Annotated in this window: 18 protein-coding genes and 1 pseudogene; 10 read left to right on the top strand and 9 right to left on the bottom strand. The window is 63.6% G+C overall.

Annotated features, from left to right (window positions below; all coding sequences use genetic code 11):
• Nucleotides 1–504: 504 nt before the first annotated feature.
• The gene (locus tag LB536_RS23995; protein ID WP_224596964.1) at nucleotides 505–762 is read right to left on the bottom strand and encodes a hypothetical protein; all 258 of its coding nucleotides are present in this window, start codon (nucleotides 760–762) and stop codon (nucleotides 505–507) included.
• A 93-nt stretch (nucleotides 763–855) separates the two neighbouring features.
• Between LB536_RS23995 and LB536_RS23990 the strand changes: the two genes are divergently transcribed.
• The gene (locus LB536_RS23990; RefSeq protein ID WP_224596963.1) at nucleotides 856–4,716 is read left to right on the top strand and encodes an autotransporter outer membrane beta-barrel domain-containing protein; all 3,861 of its coding nucleotides are present in this window, start codon (nucleotides 856–858) and stop codon (nucleotides 4,714–4,716) included.
• A gap of 61 nt (nucleotides 4,717–4,777) precedes the next feature.
• Here the strand turns inward: LB536_RS23990 and LB536_RS23985 are convergent, their stop codons facing one another.
• Together LB536_RS23985 and LB536_RS23980 are read right to left on the bottom strand one after the other, a co-directional pair.
• Entirely contained in the window at nucleotides 4,778–5,968 is a 1,191-nt protein-coding gene (locus tag LB536_RS23985; protein WP_224596962.1) for an NADH-quinone oxidoreductase subunit D, read from the bottom strand.
• A gap of 65 nt (nucleotides 5,969–6,033) precedes the next feature.
• On the bottom strand, nucleotides 6,034–6,336 hold the full coding sequence (locus tag LB536_RS23980) for a hypothetical protein (RefSeq protein ID WP_224596960.1): 303 nt from the start codon (nucleotides 6,334–6,336) through the stop codon (nucleotides 6,034–6,036).
• Between the two features lie 273 nt (nucleotides 6,337–6,609).
• Here LB536_RS23980 and LB536_RS23975 point away from each other — a divergent pair.
• The 3 genes and pseudogenes from LB536_RS23975 to LB536_RS23965 all read left to right on the top strand — a co-directional run.
• Nucleotides 6,610–6,816: pseudogene (locus LB536_RS23975) on the top strand (phosphoketolase family protein); the annotation flags it as partial.
• 94 nt (nucleotides 6,817–6,910) lie between these two features.
• Nucleotides 6,911–7,204 carry a hypothetical protein gene (locus tag LB536_RS23970; RefSeq protein WP_224596958.1) on the top strand — a complete coding sequence of 98 codons (294 nt, stop codon included), beginning with the start codon at nucleotides 6,911–6,913 and terminating at the stop codon, nucleotides 7,202–7,204.
• Nucleotides 7,205–7,320: 116 nt separating this feature from the next.
• A complete protein-coding gene (locus LB536_RS23965; RefSeq protein WP_224596957.1) occupies nucleotides 7,321–7,599 on the top strand; it encodes a hypothetical protein in 279 nt (92 codons plus the stop codon).
• 139 nt (nucleotides 7,600–7,738) lie between these two features.
• Here the strand turns inward: LB536_RS23965 and LB536_RS23960 are convergent, their stop codons facing one another.
• Nucleotides 7,739–8,239: a peptide deformylase gene (locus LB536_RS23960; protein WP_224596954.1), complete on the bottom strand. Its 501-nt coding sequence runs from the start codon at nucleotides 8,237–8,239 to the stop codon at nucleotides 7,739–7,741.
• 81 nt (nucleotides 8,240–8,320) lie between these two features.
• Entirely contained in the window at nucleotides 8,321–9,406 is a 1,086-nt protein-coding gene (locus LB536_RS23955) for a CaiB/BaiF CoA transferase family protein (RefSeq protein WP_224596952.1), read from the bottom strand.
• 121 nt (nucleotides 9,407–9,527) lie between these two features.
• Between LB536_RS23955 and LB536_RS23950 the strand changes: the two genes are divergently transcribed.
• Nucleotides 9,528–10,550, top strand: coding sequence for an LLM class flavin-dependent oxidoreductase (locus LB536_RS23950; protein ID WP_224596949.1), 1,023 nt, complete (start codon nucleotides 9,528–9,530; stop codon nucleotides 10,548–10,550).
• 48 nt (nucleotides 10,551–10,598) lie between these two features.
• On the top strand, nucleotides 10,599–11,246 hold the full coding sequence (locus LB536_RS23945; protein ID WP_224596947.1) for a ThuA domain-containing protein: 648 nt from the start codon (nucleotides 10,599–10,601) through the stop codon (nucleotides 11,244–11,246).
• A 103-nt stretch (nucleotides 11,247–11,349) separates the two neighbouring features.
• Here the strand turns inward: LB536_RS23945 and LB536_RS23940 are convergent, their stop codons facing one another.
• The 4 genes from LB536_RS23940 to LB536_RS23925 all read right to left on the bottom strand — a co-directional run bounded on the left by LB536_RS23940 (nucleotide 11,350) and on the right by LB536_RS23925 (nucleotide 15,161).
• Nucleotides 11,350–11,769, bottom strand: a complete 420-nt coding sequence (locus LB536_RS23940) for a VOC family protein (RefSeq protein ID WP_224596945.1) — start codon at nucleotides 11,767–11,769, stop codon at nucleotides 11,350–11,352.
• A 39-nt stretch (nucleotides 11,770–11,808) separates the two neighbouring features.
• A complete protein-coding gene (locus tag LB536_RS23935) occupies nucleotides 11,809–12,096 on the bottom strand; it encodes a hypothetical protein (RefSeq protein WP_224596943.1) in 288 nt (95 codons plus the stop codon).
• 12 nt (nucleotides 12,097–12,108) lie between these two features.
• Nucleotides 12,109–14,130: an amidase gene (locus tag LB536_RS23930; protein ID WP_224596942.1), complete on the bottom strand. Its 2,022-nt coding sequence runs from the start codon at nucleotides 14,128–14,130 to the stop codon at nucleotides 12,109–12,111.
• Nucleotides 14,131–14,234: 104 nt separating this feature from the next.
• Nucleotides 14,235–15,161, bottom strand: coding sequence for a LysR substrate-binding domain-containing protein (locus LB536_RS23925; RefSeq protein ID WP_224596940.1), 927 nt, complete (start codon nucleotides 15,159–15,161; stop codon nucleotides 14,235–14,237).
• Nucleotides 15,162–15,245: 84 nt separating this feature from the next.
• Here LB536_RS23925 and LB536_RS23920 point away from each other — a divergent pair, with 84 nt between their 5' ends.
• From LB536_RS23920 to LB536_RS23905, 4 genes are all read left to right on the top strand, one after another.
• The gene (locus LB536_RS23920) at nucleotides 15,246–16,076 is read left to right on the top strand and encodes a class I SAM-dependent methyltransferase (RefSeq protein WP_224596938.1); all 831 of its coding nucleotides are present in this window, start codon (nucleotides 15,246–15,248) and stop codon (nucleotides 16,074–16,076) included.
• Between the two features lie 11 nt (nucleotides 16,077–16,087).
• Nucleotides 16,088–16,597 carry a hypothetical protein gene (locus LB536_RS23915; protein WP_224596936.1) on the top strand — a complete coding sequence of 170 codons (510 nt, stop codon included), beginning with the start codon at nucleotides 16,088–16,090 and terminating at the stop codon, nucleotides 16,595–16,597.
• A gap of 90 nt (nucleotides 16,598–16,687) precedes the next feature.
• Nucleotides 16,688–16,921 (top strand): hypothetical protein, encoded by a 234-nt coding sequence (locus LB536_RS23910; RefSeq protein ID WP_224596935.1) that lies wholly within the window; start codon nucleotides 16,688–16,690, stop codon nucleotides 16,919–16,921.
• A gap of 94 nt (nucleotides 16,922–17,015) precedes the next feature.
• On the top strand, nucleotides 17,016–17,282 hold the full coding sequence (locus tag LB536_RS23905) for a hypothetical protein (protein WP_224596934.1): 267 nt from the start codon (nucleotides 17,016–17,018) through the stop codon (nucleotides 17,280–17,282).
• The last annotated feature ends 89 nt before the right edge of the window (nucleotides 17,283–17,371 follow it).

Genomic DNA, 17,371 nt, shown 5'->3' with positions numbered 1-17,371 from the left:
TCTGTCATGTGTAAGATTGAGATTATATTTTGTGTGGCTAATATAGACTTTGGTAGATCCGAAACAACTCTATTAACCCCTTTATAAGTCACATGATGTGTGATGATGTTGATGGTATTGATTTATATCTCCGATTCGGTTGTGTAGCGGAACGATGGGGTCGAGGAGAGGGCGATGCTGGAGCACATCATGCCAGCAGTGGGGCTTCGTGGATTTGCTCGATCGCGGCGCGGCTTGGCTAGGCGGGCTGCGATACGCTGCCTTTGGTCGACTTGCTGATGCAAGGGCCTGCCGAAGATAGTTCCTTTTCAGATTTGACAGCGCAGGCGGGCAGCCAGCTTGCCGGCGCTCGGTCGGATTGGCTGCGGTATCAAACAAAATTCACACAGCGGAATCGAAGGAGTAGGCATGCCGTCATTTAGGGTCCGCGCTGTCCACAGGGAGACAGTTGGCTCTCCGAACTGCAATCTACGGGCCGCGCTTTCTTCCGCATCGCTGATCGCCCTAATGGCGATGCTGGCGTCCGCGCCGCGCAGCGCTTTTGCGGCCAACGAATGTGGCGCGCCGGTCGGCGGCGTGGTCACTTGCTCGGGGAGCAGCTATCCCGCGCCTGGCATCAGCTATAACGTGAACGGCCTGACGCTGATACTCAACAATCCCAATCTTGTTGCGCAAAAGACCACCGCCGGAACCGGCGCCGTCGCCATCGTCAGCGGGGCGAACAATATCAATGATATTGTCATCAATGCGCTTCTTTTTCAATCGGTTCAGTCCACGGCAACTTTGTCGAACGGCATTGATGCCGTGAATATCGGCACTGACGGCAATGCAATTGTGCGGATGGACACAGGCACCGTGACATCACGCATTTCTGCCGGCGGAGGTTCCCTCTTTGCGTTGATCGGCAACAGCGTGGGTGCCGGCAATGCCCAAATCACCCTTAATGGCGGGCAGGTCGTCAATACAGGGCTAGGCAATGGCGCTTATGCCCAAAACCAGGGCACGGGCAATGCCGTCATCACGATGAACGGCGGTTCGGTCAGCATCGTCGGCGCTGCTGGCGCTGGCCTGCGTGCCGGCATCACCAATGCTAGCTCTTTCGGTGCTGCCAGTGTCACCATCAATGGCGGCACCATCACAGCAAATCCGGGCACTGGCGTCTTGAGCCAGTCGGAGCTGGGCAGCGCCGGTATCACCATGACGGCCGGGACGGTCACGGTCCAAAGCGGCACCAACCCCGCCCTCAGCGCCGTGGTCAACAATGCTGCCGCCACCGCCACCGCCGGCATCGCCATAAGCGGCGGCACCGTCACGAACAACGGCAGTGGTGATGGCCTCTTCGCCAGCAACAAAGGCGCCGGAACTTACGACATCGGCGTCACAGGCGGCACGGTGACCGGCGGTTCGGGCACGGGCGCCGCGATTCATGGCGACGCCATTGCGGGCGGCACCATCACCATCGGCTCGGGCGCCACCGTCAACGCCGGGGCCTCGGGCGTCGCCCTCAACCAGACGGGCGGTGCGGCCACCATCACCACGGCCGGCAGTGTAGCCGGCAACATCAACCTCAGCGCTGCCAGCAATGTACTGGACATCACCGGCGGAGCAATCAACGGCAATATCAGCGGTGGCGGCAACAGTGCCCTGAAGTTTGATCTTGGCTCGGGCAGCTTCACCTACGCCGCCGCCTACGCGAACACCGGCATGAACAGCACCGCCATGAACTCGGGCTCGGCCGAGATTGATGGCAGCCTCGCCACCAACACGCTTGCCGTCAACGGCGGCAGCCTGATCCTCAGCGGTGCCGCTACGGTCTCGAGCGGGACGACGATCTCGGCGGGAACGCTGCAACTCGGCAATGACGGCACTTCGGGCTCGATCACAGGCGATGTGACGAACAACGGCACACTCGCCTTCGACCGGTCGGACGCCTATACCTTCGCGGGGCTGATCTCGGGCACCGGCGGCGTGAAACAGATCGGCAGCGGTTCGACGGTGCTGACCGGCACCAACAGCTATGCCGGACCGACCACGGTCGCGGCGGGCGGCCTCTATGTCGACGGCGACCAGAGTGCGGCCACCGGGCCGACCTCGGTGCAGATCGGCGCGGCGCTTGGCGGCAAGGGCACGATCGGCGGCAACGTCAGCGTTGCCGACGGCGCCACGCTGTCGCCGGGATCGGCCGACGGCACGCCGGGCACGCTGGCGATCGCCGGCGACCTGACGCTCTCCGGCGGCTCGATCCTGAACTACTCCTTCGGCGAGGCCAATGTCGCCGGCGGCGCGCTCAACGACATCACCACGGTCGGCGGCAATCTCGTCCTCGACGGCACGCTCAATGTCGACGTGCCGGCCGGCGGCAGCTTCGGTCCCGGCATCTACCGCGTCTTCGATTACAGCGGCACGCTGACCAACAACGGGCTTGCGATCGGCTCCATCCCGTCGTCGAACACCTTCGTCCAGACCTCGGTCGACCATCAGGTCAACCTCGTCAACACGGCTGGGCTCGACCTGAACTATTGGGATGGTGACGCCGGTCCGAAGTTCGATGGCACCGTCAATGGCGGCAACGGCACCTGGCAGGGTTCGTCGGGCAACGACAACTGGACCGAACAGACAGGCGTCGTCAACGCGGCCTATTCGGACGGCGCCTTCGCCATCTTCGCCGGCACCGCCGGCACGGTGACGGTGGACAACGGGCACGGCCAGGTGACGGCCGCCGGCATGCAATTCGCCACCGACGGCTATGTCATCCAGGGCGGTGACATCGGGCTCGTCGGGCCGCAGTCGACCATCAGGGTCGGCGACGGCACCAGTGCCGGCGCCGGCTACACGGCGACGATCGCCTCGGCGCTCAGCGGCGACACCCAGCTCATCAAGACGGACGCCGGAACGCTGGTGCTGACCGGCACCAACAGCTACACCGGCGGTACCGCCATCAATGGCGGCTCGCTGCGGGTCTCGGCCGATGCCAATCTCGGCGATGCGGCGGGCGGGCTTTCCTTCAACGGCGGCACGCTCGACACCACCGCCAGCTTCGCCAGCGGCCGCGCCGTCGACGTTCTCGGCCAGGGCACGCTTCTGACCGACGCCGCCACGACGCTGACCCTCGACGGGGTGCTCTCCGGCGCCGGCGCCTTGACCAAGAGCGGCGCCGGCACGCTGGCGCTGACGGCAGACTCTTCCGGCTTCACCGGCACCACCGCGATCGGCGGCGGCACGGTCAATGTCTCGGGCAGCCTGTGCGGCACGGTCAATGTGCTTGCCGGCGGGCGGCTCGAAGGCACCGGCACGGTCTGCGACACCACCAATGCCGCGGGCGGCACCATCGCCGCCGGCAATCCGGGCGTGCCGGGCACGCTCACCATCGCCGGCGACTACACCGGCAATGGCGGCACGCTGGAGATCGAGACCGTGCTCGGCGGCGATGCTTCGGCCACCGACCGGCTGGTCGTCACCGGCGACACGGCCGGCACCACGACGCTCAAGGTCGCCAATCTCGGCGGCGGCGGCGCGCAGACGGTTGAAGGCATCAAGATCATCGATGTCGGCGGCACCTCGGCTGGCACCTTCTCGCTCGCCGGCGATTATGTCTTCCAGGGCGACCAGGCGGTCGTCGGTGGCGCCTATGCCTACCGGCTCTACAAGAACGGCGTAAGTACCCCGACGGACGGCGACTGGTATCTGCGGTCGGCTCTGATCAACGGCCAGCCGCAGCCGCTCTATTCGCCGGCCGTGCCGATCTACGAGGCCTATGCCGGCGTGTTGCAGAGCCTGAACGAGCTCGGCACACTGCAGCAGCGCATCGGCAACAGATCGTGGGGCGAGGGTGCGACGCCCGAAGGGGCCGACGTGCCGGGACAGGGGCCGGTCGATGGCAAGGCCATCTGGGCCCGCATCGAGGCGGCTCATACGAAGCTCGATCCGAAGACGTCGACCTCCGGCACCGACTACGACGTGACGACCTGGAAGTTTCAGGCAGGTGTCGACGGCCAGCTTCACGAGAGCGAGGCCGGCGTCCTGATCGGCGGGATCGTGGTCAATTACGGCACCGCCTCATCCGATGTCTCGTCGACCTTCGGCGTCGGCTCGATCAAGGCCACCGGCTACGGCGTCGGCGGCTCGCTGACCTGGTTTGGCGACAGCGGCTTCTATGTCGACACACAGGCGCAGGCGACCTGGTATGACAGCGACATCCGCTCCGCCACGCTGGGCACCACGCTTGCCGACGGCAACAACGGCTTCGGCTATGCGCTGAGCGTCGAGACCGGACAGAAGGTCGCACTCACTGGCAAGTGGTCGTTGACCCCACAGGCGCAACTCGCCTACTCGTCGGTTCGCTTCGACACCTTCACCGACAAGTTCGGCGCGGTCGTATCGCATGGCAGCGACGACAGCCTGATCGGCCGCCTCGGTGTCTCCGCCGACTATGAGGGCCAGTGGGCCGACAGCGCCGGGCAGGTCAGCCGCACACACATCTATGGCATCGCCAACCTCTACTACGATTTCCTCGACGGAACCGATGTCGATGTCTCCGGCCTGCGGCTGATCAGCCAGAACCAGACACTGTGGGGTGGAGTCGGCCTTGGCGGCTCGCTGGACTTTGGCGACGGGAAATACGCGGTCTTCGGCGAGGCGATCGCCAAGACCAGTCTCGAGAAGTTCGGCGACAGCAATTCCATCGGCGCCAAGCTCGGCTTCAGCGTGCGCTGGTAGGCGAGCGCTGCTGCGACTTTCGGGTTGATGATGAGCGATGCGGCGCGGATCCGCGCATTGATCAGCGATCGATCTCGCCGAACACGATGTCGAGGGATCCGATGATTGCGGCGACATCGGCGATCATGTGACCCCTGGATAGGAAATCCATCGCCTGCAGGTGGGCAAAGGACGGCGCGCGTATCTTGCATCGATAGGGAACATTGCTTCCGTTCGAAACCAGATAGACGCCAAATTCCCCTTTCGGCGCTTCGACGGCGGCGTAGACTTCTCCGGCCGGCACACGAAGGCCCTCGGTATAAAGTTTGAAATGGTGGATGGTCGCTTCCATCGATCGTTTCATCTTGGCGCGCGGTGGCGGTGTGATCTTCTGGTTCGGAATTGCCACAGGCCCTTGGCCTTCGGGCGCGCGCAGCTTTTCCAGGCATTGCTTCATGATCCGGACCGATTGGCGCATTTCCTCCATGCGAACCAGGTAACGATCGTAACAGTCTCCATTCCTGCCGACGGGAATATCGAAATCCATCTCGGGATAGCATTCGTATGGCTGTGCCTTGCGCAGGTCCCATGGCGCCCCGGACCCGCGTACCATCACGCCGGAGAAGCCCCAGGCCCAGGCGTCGTCGAGGCCAATCGCGCCAACATCGACATTGCGCTGCTTGAAAATACGACTGTTGGTGAGCAGGCCGTCAAGATTGTCGCAGACCTTGAGGAACGGGTCGCAAAAATCCCAGATGTCGTCAAGCAGCGCGGCAGGCAGGTCCTGGTGCACGCCTCCAATCCTGAAATAATTCGCGTGCATGCGGGCGCCGGAGGCGCGCTCGTAGAAGACCATCAATTTCTCACGCTCCGCGAAACCCCAGAGCGGCGGAGTCAGGGCGCCTATGTCCATGGCCTGGGTCGTGACGTTGAGGAGATGCGACAGAAGCCGGCCGATTTCGCAAAACAGGACCCGGATAAGCTGCCCACGCCTTGGCACCGATATTTGGAGCAATTTCTCGGCGGCGAGGCAGAAGGCATGCTCCTGATTCATCGGTGCGACGTAATCCAAGCGGTCGAAATAGGGCAGGGCCTGCAGATAGTTCTTGTATTCTATGAGCTTTTCCGTGCCGCGATGGAGCAGGCCGATATGGGGATCGGCACGGTCGACGATCTCGCCATCCAGTTCCAGCACCAACCGTAGAACCCCGTGGGCCGACGGATGCTGGGGTCCGAAATTGATGGTGAAGTTGCGAACAGCGGCTTCGGCCATGGCGGCTCTCGGCGATATCTGCGTTTCATTGCTTCACGGCGCGGCCGTATCGTTCGGTGTGCCGATCAAGTTGTCGTCTGGATGATCAGGGTCAGCGTGCCATCACCATCGATGTTGGCGGCCACGACCTGTGAAGAGTTGAGCCCGTTCACCCTCAGCGCCGTTGTTGCCTGAGGCGATGCATCGATGGAGTTCTGCAGCCGCAGCAGATCTTCCGCGCTGGTCTGGGTAATCACGGCTTCCGCCTGCGCTTTGATTTCGGCGGGTAGATCCTCGACGGCGACAACGGCAACATCGGTGAAATTCTGGTCAGCAGTTCCTTGCCCGGGCAGCGGTATCTGATCCGGCTGGGGCTCCAAGGGCGTCATCTGAGGAACGGGTGTCCGAGGAACCTGCGGGTTGACGGCTTGCCCGTAGAGGGGCTGCGTGACGACCACTCCGGAAAGCGCGGCAACTATCATCAACATCCGCATCGTCGTTCCCTGCATTTTTTCGAAACGTCGAACACAACCCTTGTGCCGAGTGATGGTTCCCTGCCACGACGGCCGCCGCGCGATTTCAATCGTTTCCGTCTGTTCAATCGTTCCGCTTGCCGCCCGAGCGGCTCCTACGGAATCGTGCCATGGGTTGGTCTGGATTTTGCGCCCGAAACACCCGGCTGCATTCACGAGGGTGGAGAGCTCGGATATGCGCTGGTCCATGCTTTCGGCGCGGCATTCGACAATCCGGATCTGATAGTCGCCTGCATCGTCGGCGACGGCGAAGCCGAGACCGGTCCACTCGCCGCGGCGTGGCATTCAAACAAGTTCCTGAACCCGGCGTCGGACGGCGCCGTCCTGCCGGTCCTGCAATGGTTGGCACGACGGTAGGTCAGGCGCGGATGAGATAGGGATAGGCTGGCCGATCGCGGTCTTATCCCAGCTTGGCCTGTTCGGATCGCTGATGATGGTGATCTTGCTGGGTGTCCTGGTCAGCGGAACCGGTCGCGTGCGGCAGTGGATGGAGCCGGAAACGGATGCCGTGGTCACAAGCGTCAGAAACGCATCCCTCGCCAGCATAATAGCCAGCTCTGTGTCAGCTGGCAGCGCCGATCCGGGCATCCTCTTCTTCCTGGCGTTTGCCGTTGTCACCACAGCGGTGGCTCGCGCTCGGCGCAACGCCGCTGGTGCCACGCTAACTTGCCCAATGGATCATCGTCACGAAATCTTGGAAGCTGCTCCAGGCGGATCAATGTGAGTCCAGCAGGATGTACCCTGGCGACACGGGCCTCTCCGGCTGGCGACTGCTCAGGAACTTTTCGCCGCCTGACGATTTGGATATAAAGTCGAGTCCGAACAGAAGGGTGTTTTGCGATGACGACCAAACGGTTAGCGATCTGCGTTCTTGCTCTCGCAATGGGCTGCGGCATGTCCTCGTCGGCATTCGCGGGGGCCAGGCACCGTCACTATCAACAAGCCGAACAGGAACGCTACGTTCCGGCCAATGACGATCTCATCGATTTCCTGTTCGGCGGCCCGCGCTATTACGACCAGCAGTTGTTCACGACGGCTGCCGGGGCCTGTTCCTACCACCGGACAGGACCGGACGCGTTTGCGATAAACAAGATCAACGATCACCACTGCGGGAAATAATCGGCTGCCGGCCATCAGGCCAGCCCGTTGCGAACGGGACACGGTGCGCCGGCGCGGACAGGCGGCCGGCGTGACGTTGTCCAGGACGGCCAGCCCCCATCCCGAGCCGCGATCGCGCGCTTCTCCTGCGGGTACGGCGCTACGAGGCTCGCATCAGCTTGCCGTAGCGCTTGATCAGCCGGTCGCGCTTGAGGCGCGTCAGCCTGTGCGTCCAGAAGAGCCCGTCGAGCTGATCGATCTCATGCTGGTGGCAGACCGCCAGCAGGCCCTCGGCGTCCTCGAACCGCTCATTGCCATCCAGATCCTGATAGCGGACGCGTATGCGGGCGTGCCGATCGATATCCTCGGTGACGCCGGGCATCGAAACACTGCCTTCCGCATGACGGATCATCTCGGTCGAGGCCTGGATGACAGATGGATTTGCGTAGATTCCCGGCTTTGTGGCGGAAGGAAGCTGGATCACGACCAGGCGTTTCAAGATGCCGACATGCGGGCCTGTGATGCCGATCCCGGGCGCTGCGTGCATGGTGTCGATGAGGTCGCCGGCCAAACCGTGCAGGTCGCTGTCGAACAGCTTTACAGGCTCCGCCACGGCGCGGAGGAGGGGATTGGGAAACTTCAAGATCGGCCGAACCGCCACGGACCTCGTCCTATCTGCCAATCATCTTCGAGTGAGGCGGTAGGCGACCAGCGAACACTGGCATAGCTTAGCATGCCGTCATCACGGTTCCGCCAGGCCCGCACGAATTTCGGCATCGTGTTCACCGCGCGCAGGGCTCTTGGCCCATGTCTTTTGTTCCCATCCGGAAAAGCGCGGCGCGGCCGCCGCCTGAAGCGCGCCGTCCACTGTCTGCCAGGTGCCGCGCGCGGTCATGTGCGGATGCAGTGCTGCTTCATGGGGGCTGAGGACTGGACCGACGCAGGCGTCGGACCCTTCGAACAGTTTGCCCCATTCGTCGCGAGGTCTCGTGGCAAAGATCGCTGCCAGCCGGTCGCCGAGTTCCGGCCACAGATCGCGATCGAACTGATCGGCGAATTGCGGATCGGCCGACAGGCCAAGCCTGTCGAGGAAGTCCGCGTAGAATTTCGGCTCGATGCACTGGACGCTGACGAACCCGCCATCCGACGCGCGGTAGACACGGCACCAATGTGGACCATCGAGCAGGCTTTGGCCGCGCTCGGCTGCGAGCGCGCCGGACTGGCCGAGCGACATCAGCAGGTTCATCATGTGGGCCGAGCCGTCGACGATCGCGGCATCGACGACGGTGCCTTTGCCGCCGGCGCGGGCATTCATGATGCCGGCCAGCATGCCGATCGCCAGATAGAGCGCGCCGCCGCCTATGTCGCCGACCAGCGTCGGCGGCGCCATGGGTGGTTCTCCCGGCAAGGAGGCGTACCAGAGCGCGCCCGATACGCCGACATAGTTCATGTCGTGTCCCGCGGCGGAGGCCAGCGGTCCGTCCTGGCCCCAGCCCGTCATGCGGCCGTAGACCAGGCGCGAGTTGTCGGCGAGGCAGGCATCCGGGCCGAGCCCGAGACGTTCCATGACGCCGGGCCGAAACCCCTCGATCAGCCCGTCTGCGGTGGCGATCAGGCGCATCAGCACGGCCACGTCCCCGGCATCCTTGAGGTCGAGGGCGATGGAGCGCTTACCGCGATCGAGCAGCGAGCGCTTGGGCGCGCCCGGCATGGACGCCAGCTTGCGATGGACGACGATGACATCGGCGCCAAGATCGGCGAGCAGCATGCCGGCGAAGGGCGCCGGCCCCAGCGCCTCGATCTCGACGATGCGGATTCCCCTGAGCATCCCATCCTCCACAGCGGTCAACTCTTTGGTGCTTTGCGAACTTTGGCACCGAGAGGGCGACGGTGTGTAACCCCGCTCTTTTGCCATTGAAGCACGTGCCGCTCGCATATACTTCACGGCGATGAAGAAAATCGGTTTCCTGTCGTTCGGGCACTGGACGCCCTCGTCGCAATCGCAGGTACGTTCGGCTTCGGACGCGCTGCTGCAATCCATCGATCTCGCGGTCGCGGCCGAGCAGCTCGGCGCGGACGGCGCCTATTTTCGCGTCCATCATTTCGCCCGCCAGCTCGCCTCGCCATTTCCGCTGCTGGCGGCCGTCGGCGCCAAGACCAGCCGCATCGAGATCGGTACGGCCGTCATCGACATGCGTTACGAAAATCCGCTTTACATGGCCGAGGACGCGGGTGCCGCCGACATCATCGCCGGCGGACGCCTGCAGCTCGGCATCAGCCGCGGCTCGCCCGAGCAGGTGATCGACGGCTGGCGTTACTTCGGCTACGTGCCGCAGGAAGGCAAGAGCGACGCCGACATGGCGCGCCATCACGCCGAGGTTTTTCTCGACACGCTGCGCGGCGAGGGGTTCGCCCAGCCCAATCCAAGGCCGATGTTCCCCAATCCGCCCGGTCTGCTCAGGCTCGAGCCGCATTCGCAGGGCCTGCGCGAGCGCATCTGGTGGGGTGCGGCCACCAACGCCACCTCGGAATGGGCGGCCAAGCTCGGCATGAATTTGCAGAGCTCGACGCTGAAATTCGACGAGAGCGGCAAACCGTTCCATGTCCAGCAGGCCGAGCAGATCCGCATCTATCGCGAGGCCTGGAAGGCGGCGGGGCATAAACGCGAACCGCGCGTTTCGGTCAGCCGCAGCATCTTCGCGCTGGTCGACGACCGCGACCGCGCCTATTTCGGGCGCGGCAACGAGAGCCGCGACCAGATCGGCTTCATCGAGGAAAACACGCGAGCGATCTTCGGCCGCAGCTACGGCGCAGAACCGGACGTGCTGATCAAGGAGCTGGCGCAGGACGAGGCGATCGCCGAGGCCGATACGCTGCTGCTCACGGTTCCCAACCAGCTCGGCGTCGACTACAACGCCCATGTCATCGAGGCGATCCTCACCCATGTCGCGCCGGCGCTCGGCTGGCGCTGACCCATGCGGCGAGCGGTCGTCGGTCCATAGATCGAGGGAGGTTGCCGCATGCCGAAGAAGGCTTTGATTGCCTGGGGCGGCTGGGAAGGCCACACGCCGGAGCGCAGCGCCAATGTCGTGCGCGACATGCTCCGGCGTAACGGGTTCGCGGTCACGCTCGGCCAAGGCACGGCGATGTTCGCCGATCCGGACCTTGCTTCATTCGACCTCATCGTGCCTGTCATCACCATGTCGACGATCGAAAAGGCCGAACTGAAGAACCTGACGCAGGCGGTTCGCCAAGGGAGCGGGCTCGGCGGTTTTCACGGCACGATGGGCGACAGTTTCCGCAATGAGCCGGACTACCAGTTCATGACCGGCGGCCAATGGGTCGCGCATCCCGGTGACATCATAGACTATCGTGTCGTCATCACCCGGCCGGACGACCCGATCACCAGCGGCGTCAGTGGTTTCGCCTATCGGTCGGAGCAATATTACATGCATGTCGATCCCGGCAACGAGGTGCTGGCGACAACCACCTTCACCGACGCGCATTTCCCCGGGATTGGCGGCGTCATCATGCCGGTCGTCTGGAAGCGCCGCTATGGCGCCGGCAAGGTCTTTTACAGCTCGCTTGGCCATACGGCCGACGAGTTCGCGGTGCCGGAAATGGCGCTGATCATGGAGCGCGGTTTGCTGTGGGCCGCGCGGGGGTAGAGCGGTTCAGCGTTCAATTGAATCGCCGACCCGCTCTAACTCTTTGTTTTTACGGAATTCCGGACGGAAAACCGTTACACACTTTTCCTGGAATTGCTCTAGCCTACCAGTCGGCGACGCGATCGCCTCCGGTAAATTGCGCGCTTTTGGCGGTGTATTCGAACAGTTCGATCTTCACGCCGTTGGGGTCGCGCAGCCAGGCCTGGTAGGTGTCGTCGCAAGCGTGTTTCCTGGCGGTGACATCGACGCCCATGGATGCGATGTGGGCGATCGCGGCGTCGATATTCTCCACTTCCAGGCAGAAGTGGTTGATCTGGTCCGTCTCGCTGAACCGGGCTCCATCCTTCTGGAAAACCTCGACATGGCTGCGGCCGCCGCAATTGAGGTAGAACCCGAAAACCGCGCCGTCGCGCAGGAAGTTGAACTGGACGTCCATGCCCAGGACATCGTGATAGAAGCGCCGCGTCTCTTCGAGGTCGTTGGCGAAGATGCAGACATGGGCGAGTTGCTTCACTTTGATCATAGCTGGCCCTGCGGTTGTGCGGGTAAGAGCCGCATCGGGTCATTCAAGGATGGAGCCAAGGGTAATGTACATACCCCAAATACCCAAACCGATGCCCAATCCAAAAACTGTAAGTGTCAGCCGTGTTTCGCTTATCGACGTCGACGGTTTCAGCTTCTCTCGAAGAATTACCCATCCAGATAAGGCAGTAATCATAGTGGCTATGATGAACATTGCTATGAAGATGCTTTTGGGATAGAGGGGCCGCAACAAAATACCTGCAACGCCAATCGCAAAATTAACAGCAATCAGGGCCTTGTAACGGAGAGGTAGACGCTGCTGGTTCATCCCGGCTACTCCTCACTCAATCCCGCCGGCAACCGCGTAGGCACCGGCGATGCGCCCATCCCGCAGCCGCACCACCGCAGTCACGATCGAGCCGTAGGAGCCGCGCCAGACACTGTGGAACCGCTGGTGCTCAGTGGTCGGCACGAGCGCCCGCCCTGTGAGACGCGCGCCGTTTTGTTGCATCGCGACGGGCTCCCCGTTGACATGCACCTTGATGCTCGCCGTTTCAACATTCTCGCCAATCATTTCGATCGTGATGGCGATCTCATCCAGATCCCCAGAAGCCCGCGTCTCGGCCGCAAGCTTGATGGTGAGCGCAGGCGCCTTGCCATCGCCGGCTCGGGCAGGACGATGCGAAAACACATCGTCGGCCAGCTCGGGCGTGCGCGGCGGGCGGGTGCGGCGCTGGGTCGACCGTTCGTAATCGCCGGCCATGCGAAGCAGCCTTTCGTCGTCATAGGCCTTGCCGGCGAAGGTGAGGCCGACAGGCATGCCGATATCGGCCATGGTGCCCATCGGCACGGTGACGGTCGGAATACCGAAATGGCGCCAGACCAGATTGCCGTTGGCGACCCAGGTGCCGTTGCGCCAGGCGAGCGCGGCGGACGCCTCGTTGACGTCGGCATCGGCCGGGCCGACATCGGCGGCGGCCGGCAGGATCACGGCATCGAGGCGGTTGGCGTCGAGCCAATCCTCGAAGTCGATGCGCCTTGTTGCTTCAAGTCCCTTGATGCCGTCTTCGATCGTGGGAATGTCGGCCAAGGGCGCGACTCCCGATTTCGCGCGTTCGACATACTCCGCCAGGTCGAAGCCGCCCTCATAACGGTCCGGCAGCGTGCCCGGCGGCTGCGGAAAGATTTTCGGGCCGTCGACCGAGACGAGATCGGGCAAGGCAGGGTCGGCATTGGCGCGCAGGAAATCGTCCCAGCCCCAGATGCAGAGATCCCAGAGTTCGCGCTCGGCGAAGTCCCGCGGCACCAGCCCGCGCTCGACCATGGTTTGCGTGCCGGGCCGGTCGCGCTCGTAGTTGGAGACGACGGGAAAATCGACCTCGACCACCTCGGCACCGAGCCGCCGCAGATCCGCCGCCGCCTGCTCCCACAGATCAAGCACCGAGGCGCGGGTTTCGATCAGACGGTCAGCCTCGACGTCGCGACCGATATACATTTTGGGTACGCCGAGCCGTTTGCCCCGGAGTGATCCTTCCAGCGTCAGATCCGTGTAGCACGGTGGGCGCGTCTCGGAACTCTTGGGCAGCGCGACCCAGGGCTGCGCGCGCCAGAAATCGCCTCGCGTTTCCGGATCGTCGGCGACGATGACATCGAGCAGTTCCAGCATGTCTGGCACGCTGCGCGTGTGCGGCACCACCACGTCCATGGTCGGCACCAAGGGCCAGTTGCCGCGCACGGAGATGACGCCGCGCGAAGGCGTGTAGGCGACGAGCGCATTGTTGGTGGCGGGCGCGCGGCCGGACGACCAGGTTTCCTCGCCGAGCCCGAAGGCGCAGAAGCTGGCCGCCGTCGCCGTGCCCGAGCCATTGGACGAGCCCGACGCGAAGGCGGCGGTCAGGCAGCCGGCATTGTAGGGGCTCTCGGCGCGGCCATAGACGCCGCGCTGCATACCGCCATTGGCCATCGGCGGCATGTTGGTGAGGCCGATCAGCACCGCGCCGCCGGCACGCAGCCTGGCGATGGTGAAGGCGTCCTCGTTGGCGACGAGATGCTCGAAGGCCGGCGAGCCGGCGGCGACCGCCAGGCCCTTGACCTTGTAGCTGTCCTTGGCGGTGTAGGGGATGCCGTCGAGCGGTCCGAGCAGGGTGCCTGCGCGACGCCGCTGGTCGGAAGCGGCGGCTTCCCCGAACATATCGGGGTTGAGCACGGGCACGGCGTTCAGCGCGATGCCGTGCCGGTCGAAATGCGCGATGCGCCTGACATAGGCGGCGACCAGTTCGACCGAGGTGACGAGACCGTCATCCAGTGCGCGGCGCAGTTGCTCGATCGTTGCTTCGACGAGATGAAAGCTGGTGTCGGTCATCATTGTTCCCAGGCTACCGTCTGTACGCCATGTGTCTGTAGGCCATGGATGAGCGAGGCCGCCGGCTTCGGCAAGCGCCAATCGCAATTCGTTGCGGGCCAGGCTCAGGCGCGCGCCTCGGCATCGCTCCGGCGCCTGACATGGTCGATGAACGCGCGCAGCTTGGGCAGGACCTGACGCTTTCCCGGGTAGTACAGGAAAAGCCCAGGCAAGGTCACGGCAAAGGGTCTCAGCACCTCCCGCAACCGGCCGTCGGCGATCGGCACGCTGGCGAGCGGTTGGGGTACCTGGGCAAGCCCGGCGCCTCGCATCGCCGCGCCCAGAAGCGTCGGATAATCATGCGCGATCAGCGGCCCGGAGACGATGGCCTCGACCGACTTGTTGCCGTCGACAAAGGGCCAGGGCGCGATCGACCCGTTTGACCGGCGCATGCGCAGGCAGGCATGGCCGCGCAGATCCTCGACGCGTTGCGGCACGTTTCGCTGGCGCAGATAATCAGGGCTGGCGACGACCACGAATGGCAGCGGCGGCGTCAAGCGCACCGCGATCATGTCGGCGTCGACAAATTCGCCGGGCCGGATGCCTGCGTCGAAGCCTTCGGCGGCGAGATCGACGAGTTCTCCACTGGCCACGATCTCCAGCTCGATTTCCGGATAGGCCTGGCAGAAGGATGCGATGAGCGGCTCCAGCAGGATCGGCACCACCGACGGCGGCACCGAGAGGCGCAGCAGTCCGGTCGGCCGCTGGCCGAGGTCGCGCGCCACCTCGCTCGCGGCGACCAGTTCCTCGAATGCGGGTCCGGCGCGCGACAGAAAGCGCTCCCCGGCTTCGGTCAGGCCGACGCTGCGGGTCGTACGGATGAAAAGCGCTGCGCCGATGCGCGCCTCGAGCGTGCGGATCGCCTGGCTCATCGCCGACGGCGTCACCTTGAGCTCGGCCGCCGCCTTGCGGAAATTACGATGCCGGGCGACGCTCAGGAAGGCCTCGACGCCGTCGAGCGCTCCCTGCCTGACTGTGAAGTTCTGCTTCATGGCGCATCGACATTATCGCGGATAGTCGCTGTTCGAAAGCGCTTCTATCTCTGCAGCAACGAGGTAAATCCGGAGGAAACCGCAATGACAGATAATCTCGACGGCGTGCGCGCTCACTACCGCGCCAGCGGTCTGACCGAGCGTCTCAAGACGGCACTGGCCGCTTTGGGACCAGAGGACCAACGGCTCATGCCGGAACGGCTGGCCGGGCTCGACCAGTTCCACACCCGTGGGCTCGCTGCAACCGCCGAGCTTGCCGGCTTGGCCGGGATTGGCCCGGAAACGATGGTCCTCGATGTCGGCTCGGGACTTGGCGGGCCGGCCCGTTTCCTGGCGGCGACCCATGGCTGCCGGGTGACGGGCGTAGACCTCAGCGAGCCGTTCGTCGAGGCCGCACACTATTTGACCGAGCGAATGGGGCTGAGCGAACAGGTGACGTTCGAGGGCGCCAGCGCGCTGGCGCTTCCCTTCGACGATAGCCAGTTCGACGTCGCGTTGCTGCAGCATGTGGCGATGAACATCACCGAGCGCGGACGGCTCTATGGTGAGATCAGGCGGGTGCTGAAGCCGGGCGGCCGGTTTGCCACCTACGACGTCGTGTTGAACGGCGGCGATCCGCATTATCCCGTTCCCTGGGCACGAAGCCCGGCGGAGAGTTTCTTGCTCACCGCGGCCGAGACGCGGACGCGGATCGAGCAGGCAGGCTTTGAAACCCTGGTGTGGCAAGACGACACGGAGGCAGCCAAGGCGTGGTTTTCGCAATTGCGGGCGTCCGGACCGCCTCCTTTGCTCAATCTCGGCGTCGTCATGGGGCCGGACTTCGCGGGAGTTGCCGCCAACCTTGGACGCAATCTCGGGGAAGGCCGGTTGGGCATCCTGACAGCCGTCTTCGAAGCCATTCCGGGCAAGACCTGAGGGAGGCGGGAATGTCGCCGGCAATGATCTTCGATATCCATCTCGCTCTGGGCTACGTGCCATGGTTGCTGTGCTTCGGCGCCTATGTCTGGCCGAGGCTCAAGGCGATGGACCACCTCGAGGCGCAACGCGCGATCGCCACCCTGCACAGCTTCCGCTTCTTCGGGCTTGTCTTCATGCTTCCGGGTGTCGTCGGGCCCAATCTGCCGGCTGGTTTCGCCGTCCTCGCGGCTTATGGTGACTTCGCCACCGGCCTGCTGGCCATGCTGGCGCTTCTGACGGCCCGGAGACATCAGCTATTCTGGCCGCTCGTCGTCGCCTTCAATCTCGTGGGAACCGTCGACATCGTCGTCGACTATTATCACGGGGTCCAGCTCGACCTTCCCGATCTGGCAGGAGAACTGGGCGCCGCCTACGCGATCCCGATCCTCTATGTGCCGCTGCTGATGATCACGCACGTCGCCGCGTTCTATCTGCTGATGCGCCGCCGGCCCGAGCCGGTTCAGGGCGCCCACCCCTGATCGGCCGCACGCGGCCGGAAAGAATCGCTTTTTTATGCAACCTCTGATGGACGCGTGCGTTACAGCCTCCCCGGGAGGAGGTTTGCGATTTTGGAGCGTTTCGAGATCCTGTACGAGCCGACAGGCGCGTATTCCATTTTCGACAGATACACCGAATTGCCGGTTACGGTGGAAGGCAGGAGCTTGATCGGGCTCCATCGGCACGAAGTGCCGCTGGCTCTGCTCGCCAGCATGGAGCCCGATGACAGCGGGGTGCCGTCGCTCTCGCTGTCGAGCGGCCGTCTCTCATACGAATATCAGCGAGACGCTTGCAAGCGTGAATGAACGCTCTCATAAGTTGCGACAAGGCATACAGCATGTAAGAAAATGGTGCCGTTACCATCGCATGAAAGGGGAATCATGCCTGACCAGAATGCGCTTGTCCGCGCGGCTGCTTTCGCAGAAAACCGGGGCCTCCGTGATTTCGATGAAGGAGTGTATCGAGGAACTGCCGGCGACAGCTGGCGCGGCGCTGACCATCGAAGACCTGCAGGATCTGCTGCTGGAAATGGCGGAGGAGCGTGGAATGATGGTAGCTCGATCTTTAGAGCATTCCAGGAAAAGCGTGAAACGGTTTCCCGGGAAAGGCGAGTTAGAACCGTTTACCGTGACCTTGAGACGGCGAGCGGCTCAGCGTGCCGATTAGGTAAGTAGCCATCCTAGGGCGTAGTGACGATTTAACTACCTGAGCCAGATAGCGATAGCGGCAAGTTTGACAAAGCCCATGAAGTTGGC

Origin of the sequence: Mesorhizobium sp. ES1-3, from assembly GCF_020164795.1 — a bacterium.
Lineage (GTDB): Bacteria > Pseudomonadota > Alphaproteobacteria > Rhizobiales > Rhizobiaceae > Mesorhizobium.
The sequence above is the reverse complement of the archived record's forward strand: the minus strand, read 5'-3'. Positions and strand labels throughout refer to the sequence as shown.